Below are 7,967 nucleotides of genomic sequence, written 5' to 3'. Positions count from 1 at the left end.
GACGAACACACCCACCGCAACGCCGGAAATACCGACCATCGCATCGCCGCTTGACATAGGAGCAATGCACGCTCGCGGAACAGAGGAGTAGCTATGCCACGACGCCGTGGACCACGATCGCGGTGGTCTGCTCGACCCAGTCGTTGCCGAGCGGCTCGCCCGGTCGCAGCAGCATCCGCAGCAGGGTCGCGCCGCCGATCACCTCGACCAGCCGGTCCGGATCGACGTCGGGATAGACCTCGCCGCGCTGAACCGCGTCGGCCAGCCGATTGCGGACCGCCGCGAACACCCCGGTGAACCGGTCCATCACGCGCACATTGAGCTCGGCGTCGGCGACCATGTCGGCGATCAGGCCGGGCAGCGCCGCGCGCACCACCGGGCTCGAGAACACGTCGCGAGTGGCCGCCAGCATGGCGCGGATGTCGGCGGCGATATTCCCGGGCGGCGTGGCGATCGCGGTCGGCGCGGCGGGGAACGCCGCCTCGTGCACGAGCTCGGCCTTGCTCGACCACCGGCGGTACAGCGCCGTCTTGGTCGTGCCCGCCCGCTCGGCCACCGCGGCGATCGTCAGATTCGAATACCCGATCTCCGCAAGCAGATCCGCGGTGGCGCGCAATATGGCAGCGTCAATGCGTGGGTCGCGGGGGCGCCCGGCGCCCGGGGCCTTGTCAACCGATGACGCGTCTGGTTTCATAACGCTACCCACCGTATCGTAATTACCGTCGAAAGAAGAGCTTGTGGCCAATGAACCGGCTGTCGAAGATGTCAGCCGCCTAGAACACTCGAGTCGCGACCTCAGCTCCCTGCCCGGCGTGATGTCGCGGTGGTTGTCGACCGTCCTGCCCGGCGGGGCGGCCCCCGAGATCACCGTGGAGAGCGGCGTCGACGCCAACGGGATGTCGTCGGAGACGATCATCCTCACCGGCCGGTGGGCCGCCGACGGCCAGCCGCAGGAACAGAAGTGGGTGGCGCGGGTCGCGCCGACCACCGAGGACGTCCCGGTGTTCTCTTCGTACCGGATGGATCACCAGTTCGACGTGATCCGGTTGGTGCAGGAGAAGACTGACGTTCCGGTGCCGCAGGTGCGGTGGCTGGAGAACAGCGGCGACGTGCTCGGGACGCCCTTCTTCCTGATGGACTACGTCGACGGCCGGGTGCCACCCGACGTGATGCCCTACACCTTCGGCGGCAATTGGTTCTCCGACTCCCCCGCCGAACAGCGGCGCGAGCTGCAGGACGCCACCGTTGGCGTGATCGCCAAGCTGCATTCGATCCCGGAGCCAGAGAAGGTGTTCGGTTTCCTCGACGACGGATCCGATCGCAATGCGCTGCGGCGCAACCTCAATTGGCTCCAGGACTGGTATCGGTTCGCCGTCCCGGACATTGGTCGCTCGTCACTGGTGGAACGCGCGCTGGACTGGCTCGAGGCCAACTGGCCCGCCGACGCCGCGGCCAACGATCCGGTCCTGGTCTGGGGCGACTCCCGCGTGGGCAACGTGCTGTACTCCGGTTACCAGCCGGTCGCCGTCCTCGACTGGGAGATGGCGACCCTCGGGCCCCGCGAGATGGATGCGGCATGGATGATATTCGCGCACAACGTGTTCCAGGAACTGGCGGGCCTGGCCGGACTGCCGGGGCTGCCCGACTTCATGCGCGAGGAGGACGTCAAGCAGACCTACGCGGCGCTCACCGGCGTCGAACTCGGTGACCCGCACTGGTTCTACGTCTACTCCGGCGTGATCTGGGCGTGCGTGTTCATGCGCACCAGCGCGCGACGGGTGCGCTTCGGGGAAATCGAGCAGCCCGACGACGTCGAATCGCTGTTTTACCACGGCGCACTGCTGAAACGACTCATTGGAGATGACTCCTGATGCTGGGCCCCGCCGACGAATTCCCGATCCACCAGATCCCCCAACCGATTGCCTGGCCGGGGAACTCCGACCGCAACTTCTACGACCGGTCGTACTTCAACGCCCACGATCGCACGGGTGACATCTTCTTGATCACCGGCATCGGGTACTACCCGAACCTGGGGGTGAAGGACGCGTTCGTACTGGTTGCCCGCGGCGAAACCCAGACTGCGGTGCATCTGTCCGACGGCATCGACAGCGACCGGCTCAACCAGCACGTGCTGGATTACCGCGTTGAGGTCACCGAACCGCTGCACAAACTGCGCATCGTGCTCGAGGAGACCGAGGGCATCGCCGTCGACCTCACGTGGAACGGCCTGTTCGACGTCGTGCAGGAACAGCGCCACGTGCTGCGCACCGGAACGCGAATCACGTTGGACGCACAGCGTTTCGCGCAGGTCGGCACATGGAGCGGCGTCATCGCGATCGACGGCGAGGAGATCGCCGTCGACCCGTCGGTGTGGATCGGGAGCCGCGACCGGTCCTGGGGTATCCGCCCCATCGGGGAACCCGAACCCGCGGGCAGGCCCGCCCATCCGCCGTTCGAGGGCATGTGGTGGCTGTACGTGCCGATGGCGTTCGACGAGTTCGCGATCGTGATGATCATCCAGGAGGACCCCAGCGGATTCCGCAGCCTCAACGACTGCACCCGGATCTGGCGCGACGGCCGAGTCGAACAACTCGGCTGGCCGCGGGTGAAGATCCACTACACCTCCGGAACGCGAATCCCCTACGGCGCCACCATCGAAGCGACCACTCCGGACGGCTCGCCATTGGTGTTCGAGGTCGAGTCGAAGTTGGCCGTGCCGATTCACATCGGCGGCGGCTACGGCGGCGACTCGGACTGGCTACACGGCGTCTGGAAGGGCGACAAGTTCAGCGAACGCCTCACCTACGACATGACCGATCCTGCGGTCAACGGCCGCAGCATGTTCGGCGTGATCGACCACGTCGGCCGCGCCGAATGCACCGAGGGCGGCAAGACCCGCGAGGGCTGGGGCCTGTTCGAACACGGCGCGCTCGGCCGGCACGACCCGTCGGGCTTCAAGGACTGGCTGACCGTCGCCGACTGAGTGACTTCGGTGCACTACCTATCGCTCAGCGACTGGAAGTGCACCGAAATCGCCAAGCGTTTTCAGGCGACCGGGGTCACCCGCACTGGAGCCCGACCGAACACCATCGACTCCTCGATCCGGTCGAGCCGGTGATCGATCGCGTCGAGCACATAGTTGTGCCGGACGTTCCACGGCCGGTGCGTGCCCGACTTCGGTAGCACGTGCGCGGCACGCTGCACGTAGCCGGCGTTGATGTTCCACGCCGGCTTCTCGGCCATCGGCTTGTCACCCAGATGCGGGTAGGCGTGGGTGTATCCGTGAGAGTCCATGAAGGAGACCAGCTTTGCGAACGCGCGGGCGGTCAGATCGGCGCGCAACGTCCACGAGGCGTTGATGTAGCCCACGCACCAGGCCAGGTTCGGCACGTCCTCGAGCATGTGCTCCTTGTAGACGAAGCGGTCCTGCGGTTTGACCTCTTCGCCGTCGATGCTGATGAGCACCCCGCCGAGCGCCTGGAGCTGTATCCCCGTCGCGGTGATGATGATGTCGGCGTCGATCCGCTGACCCGACCGCAGCACGACGCCCGTCGAATCGATGTGGTCGATCTGATCGGTCACCACATCGAGGCGGCCGGTGTTGATGGCGTCGTAGAAGTCGTTGTCGAGCATCGCGCACAGCCGTTGATCCCACGGGTCATAGCGCGGCTTGAAGTGCACGTCGACCGGATAACCCTTGGGCAGGTTGCGCTTTGCGTAGCTGCGGATGTAGCGCCTGCTGAGCTTCGGCGCCGCCTTGGCGAACGCGTAGATGAACACCGTGAAGATGGTGTTGTAGATGCGCGCACCCCAGTAGCCCGCGCGGCCGGGCAGCACCTTGCGCAGCGCCTGCACGATCGGATTGACCCGCGGACCCGACAGCATGTAGGTGGGCGAGCGCTGCAGCATCGTCACGTGGCCGGCCTTCTCGGTCAGCGAGGGGATCATGCTCACCGCCGTTGCGCCGCTGCCGATGACTAAAAGCCGCTTGCCCGCGTAGTCCAGCGACTCGGGCCAGTGCTGCGGGTGCACCACCTCGCCGCTGAATTCCTCGAGGCCCGGAAAGTCCGGTCGGTAGGGCTCGTCGTAGTTGTAGTAACCCGTGCCGAAGAACAGGAAGCGACTGGTGTACGTGACGGGCGCGCCGCCCTGTTCGGCATGCACCGTCCACGTGTCGGTGGACGAATCCCAGTCCGCCGACAGCACATGGGTGTTGTACCGGATGTGTTCGTCGATGCCGTGCTTGCGCGCGGTCCGCACGAGGTATTCGCGGATGTCGGGGCCGTCGGCCACGTTCTCCGGTCTCGTCCACGGCTCGAACGGATAGCTCAACGTGAAGATGTCGCTGTCGGAGCGGATGCCCGGATACCGGTGCAGATCCCACGTGCCGCCGATCCGCGCCCGCCGCTCGAGCACCTTGTAGGTCGCGCCCGGGTTTTTCTCCTGAAGGCGGTAGGCCGCGCCGATTCCCGATATACCCGCCCCGATGATCAGCACGTCGGAATACTCGTCCCGACTCATCCGCAACCTCCTTTGGTCCCGCTCAGTACCACCATAGGAGTCAAGCCGCCAGCGCGTCGACGATCTCGGACAACGCGTCCATCGCGATGGGTCCGGGCTGGTACAGGCAGATGCGATCGGACACCCCGGCCACGCGGTCGCGGATGTGGTCGGCGATCTCGTCCGGCGTGCCGCACGCGGCGATGGTGTGCAGCACCTCGTCGTCGATCAGCGTCGCCATTTCCTGCCACCGGCCCTGCTTGGACATCGCGTTCAGCTCCGGCTGCAGATCTCCCCACCCGTGCACGTCCAGCACCGGGCGGTAGGCCGGCGTGGAGCCGTAGAACGCCAACAACCGGCGCGCTGCGTCATGAGCCGCATCGTCGTCACCCACCGACACGATGATCTCGGGCACCAGCGCGAAGTCGTCGAGGGACCGGCCCGATTCCGACAGGCCCGCACGCACCTGCGGCATCGTCACCTCGTGCAGGAACCGTTTCGAGCCGAACGGCATGACCAGCAGACCGTCGGCGACGGCCGCGGTGGCGCGGGTCAACCGCGGGCCGAGCGCGCCGAGGTAGATCGGCGGAGGGCCGTACGGATGGGGACCCGGGTTGAACGTCGGGGTCATCAGCGTGTGCCGGAAGTACTCGCCGCGAAAATCGAGACGCTCGCCGGTCTCCCATGCGGCGAACACCGCCCGCAGCGCGGCGACCATCTCCTTCATCCGTGCGACGGGGCGGTCGAACGCCGCGCCGTAGCGCTTCTCGACCTGCGCGCGGACCTGCGTGCCGAGGCCCAGAATGAAGCGGCCCTTGGCCAGCAGCTGATGGTCGTACGCCTGGTGGGCGAGCTGAATCGGATTGCGCGGAAACGCAATGGCGACATTGGTCATCAGATCGAGGCCGTCCACGGTCGACGCCAGCGTCAGGGGCGCGAACACGTCGTGCGGTCCTTCGAACGTGAACACGCCGCTGGCGCCCGCGTCACGCAGCAGTCGCGCCCGTTCGATCGCATCGGTTGGGCCGAACAACGCTGTCATGACCTTCACGCCGTGAGAGCCTAATCGCGTGGGGTTGCAAGGCAGTGCCGACGCGGTCGTGGTGGGCGCCGGATTCGCTGGGCTGACGGCGGCGCGGGAGCTGGTCCGGCTCGGTTACGACGTCGTGGTCCTCGAGGGTCGCGAGCGGGTCGGCGGACGGTCGTCGACGGCGACGATCGCCGGTGTTCCCGTCGACCTCGGCGGCACCTTCGTCGGACCCAGCCAGGACGCGGTCGGCGAGTTGGCCACCGAGCTGGGTTGCGAGACGGTGCCCACCTTCAGCGAGGGCAAGAACCTGATCCGCTGGCGCGGCCGAGTCCGCTCGTACCGCAGCACCATTCCCCGGCTGTCGATCATCGAACTGCTCGACGTGTCGCGCATTCAGTGGCGCTTCGAACGCGCGTGTCGGCGGGTGGCCGTCGAGGCGCCGTGGACCGCCCCGCACGCCGACGCCCTGGACTCCCTGTCGCTCGACGGCTGGCTGAAGTCGGTGCACGCAAGCGCCGGCACGCGGGACCTGATGGCGATCATGTCGCGGGTGACCTGGGGCTGCGAACCCGACGCGGTGTCGATGCTGCACGCCGTGCGCTACGTCAGGGCCGCGGGCGGGCTCGACCGCATGCTCGACGTCGAGGGCGGTGCGCAGCAGAGCCGTTTTCCCGGCGGCACCCAGCAGATCGCGTTGCGGATGGCCGAGGCGTTGGGTTCGCGCGTCGTGCTCGACGCCCCGGTCCGCAGCATCGAAACCCACAGCGACGGAATGCTTACCGTGACATCGAAGCAGGGCGCCGTACGCGCCAAAGCCGTCGTCGTCGCCATCCCGCCCGAACACCGCAAGGCGATCGAATTCCTGCCCGACCTACCCGCGGAGTATGGCAAGCTCGCGCAGCACTGGCCCCAGGGCAACCTGAGCAAGGCCTACGCCGCGTACGAGACGCCGTTCTGGCGCCCGAAAGGCCTCTCGGGAGAGGCGCTTTCCGACGAGGGACCGGTGTTCATCACGTTCGACGTCAGCCCCTCCGAGGAGGGTCCCGGCATTCTGCTCGGCTTCGTCGACGCCCGCTCGTTCGATTCCCTGCCTCCCGCGCAGCGCCGGGAGCGCGCGCTGTCCGGCTTCGCGGCGCTGTTCGGCGATGCCGCCCTCGAGCCGATCGACTATCTCGACCACTGCTGGAGCGCCGAACCGTTCGCGCCCGGCGGGCCGACGGCTGCCGTACCTCCCGGATCGTGGACGACGTACGGACCGTGGCTGCGCAAACCGGTCAACGGGATCCATTGGGCCGGAACGGAAACCGCCGACACGTGGACCGGCTTCCTCGACGGCGCCGTCCGCTCGGGCAGGCGCGCCGCCGACGAGGTGCACCACGCGCTGGCGGGCTGACTAGGAGCTGATGCGGCGCTCGGCGGTGACCGAGGCGATCAGCCCGCGCAGGTGCTTGTTGACCTCGTCAGGGCGTTCCAGAATCGCGCAGTGCCCGCCGGCGAGTTCGACGAACTCAGTCAGGTTGGGCACCTCTTCGGCGATCCGCCGCGACGACGTCACCGGAAGCAGCCGGTCCTTCTCACTGCCGATCACCAGCGTCGGGACGACGAGGTTGTTGAGCGCGATGTGTTGTGGGCCAAGGTGATCGACGAGGGTGCGGGCCCACCCGCCGCGGCCGATCGGCGGGGTCGCGGCGAACAGTTCGTGTACGAACGCCGTGATCGCGGGGTCGGCGTCGCGGCCCACCGCGAGCATCGACAGGAAACGTTGGTTCGGGCCGTGGATGGCGCGCGGCACCGGCACCGCCCCGAACGTCTTCAACAGGGTCCCTGCGGTGCGGACGCGGACGTTGGCCAGCGCCGCGGGCACGGGCAGCAGCTGGACATTGCGCAACAGATCGCCGGTGGTGGTGTTGATCAGCGCGACGGCGTCGGCACGCTCGGTCACGCGTGCGGCGTGCCGCTCGGCCCATGACGTGATCGCGATACCGCCCATCGAGTGACCCGCGATGACCGCCCGTTCACCGGGTGCGAGCGTGGCCTCCAGCACGGAGTCGAGGTCGGCGGCCAGGTTGTCGAGGCTGTAGGCGCCGCGGCGGGTCGGGACCTCACTGCGGCCGTGGCCGCGGTGGTCGAATGCGATGACGCGGTGGTCCTGCGACAGGTCGGCGATCTGATGGGCCCACACCCGTAGCGCACAGGTGATGCCGTGGGCCAGCACGATCGGATAGCCGTCGTCGGGTCCGAAGACCTCGGCGTGCAGGCGGATGCCGTCCCTGGAGCGGACCTCAACGGCGCGACCGGGTGACAGGGACTGCGCGGGGGCGAAGGTGTGAACCCTCGACCGGCTGCGGGGACCAGTGGCCATGTGCGCTCCGTTCGATCTCGGCAACGTTGCCGCGTAAGTGAGCTTATCTAACAGTGTGCGGCAACCGTGTGACCC

Annotated in this window: 7 protein-coding genes; 3 read left to right on the top strand and 4 right to left on the bottom strand. The window is 67.5% G+C overall.

From position 1 onward, the window contains the following. Positions 1-91: 91 nt before the first annotated feature. Complete coding sequence (locus tag A5650_RS19915; RefSeq protein ID WP_067295412.1) at positions 92-694, bottom strand: TetR/AcrR family transcriptional regulator; 603 nt, start codon at positions 692-694, stop codon at positions 92-94. 43 nt (positions 695-737) lie between these two features. On the opposite strand from A5650_RS19915, the gene A5650_RS19910 reads away from it, so the two are divergent. Both A5650_RS19910 and A5650_RS19905 read left to right on the top strand, forming a co-directional pair. Next, complete coding sequence (locus A5650_RS19910) at positions 738-1,871, top strand: phosphotransferase family protein (protein ID WP_067295409.1); 1,134 nt, start codon at positions 738-740, stop codon at positions 1,869-1,871. Beyond that, entirely contained in the window at positions 1,871-2,983 is a 1,113-nt protein-coding gene (locus A5650_RS19905) for an Rv3169 family protein (RefSeq protein ID WP_067295404.1), read from the top strand. The genes A5650_RS19910 and A5650_RS19905 overlap by 1 nt, the downstream gene beginning before the upstream one ends. Positions 2,984-3,045: 62 nt before the next feature. On the opposite strand, the gene A5650_RS19900 is transcribed toward A5650_RS19905, so the two are convergent. Both A5650_RS19900 and A5650_RS19895 read right to left on the bottom strand, forming a co-directional pair. Beyond that, the gene (locus A5650_RS19900) at positions 3,046-4,521 is read right to left on the bottom strand and encodes a flavin-containing monooxygenase (protein WP_067295403.1); all 1,476 of its coding nucleotides are present in this window, start codon (positions 4,519-4,521) and stop codon (positions 3,046-3,048) included. A gap of 40 nt (positions 4,522-4,561) precedes the next feature. Then, a complete protein-coding gene (locus A5650_RS19895) occupies positions 4,562-5,551 on the bottom strand; it encodes a TIGR03617 family F420-dependent LLM class oxidoreductase (protein ID WP_067295401.1) in 990 nt (329 codons plus the stop codon). 19 nt (positions 5,552-5,570) lie between these two features. On the opposite strand from A5650_RS19895, the gene A5650_RS19890 reads away from it, so the two are divergent. Next, entirely contained in the window at positions 5,571-6,923 is a 1,353-nt protein-coding gene (locus A5650_RS19890) for a flavin monoamine oxidase family protein (RefSeq protein ID WP_067295397.1), read from the top strand. Here the strand turns inward: A5650_RS19890 and A5650_RS19885 are convergent, their stop codons facing one another. Next, positions 6,924-7,892: an alpha/beta fold hydrolase gene (locus A5650_RS19885; protein WP_067295394.1), complete on the bottom strand. Its 969-nt coding sequence runs from the start codon at positions 7,890-7,892 to the stop codon at positions 6,924-6,926. Between the last annotated feature and the right edge of the window lie 75 nt (positions 7,893-7,967).

The sequence above is a fragment of the Mycobacterium sp. 1164985.4 genome (genome assembly GCF_001668575.1).
In the GTDB taxonomy this organism is placed as follows: domain Bacteria; phylum Actinomycetota; class Actinomycetes; order Mycobacteriales; family Mycobacteriaceae; genus Mycobacterium.
The sequence above is the reverse complement of the archived record's forward strand: the minus strand, read 5'-3'. Positions and strand labels throughout refer to the sequence as shown.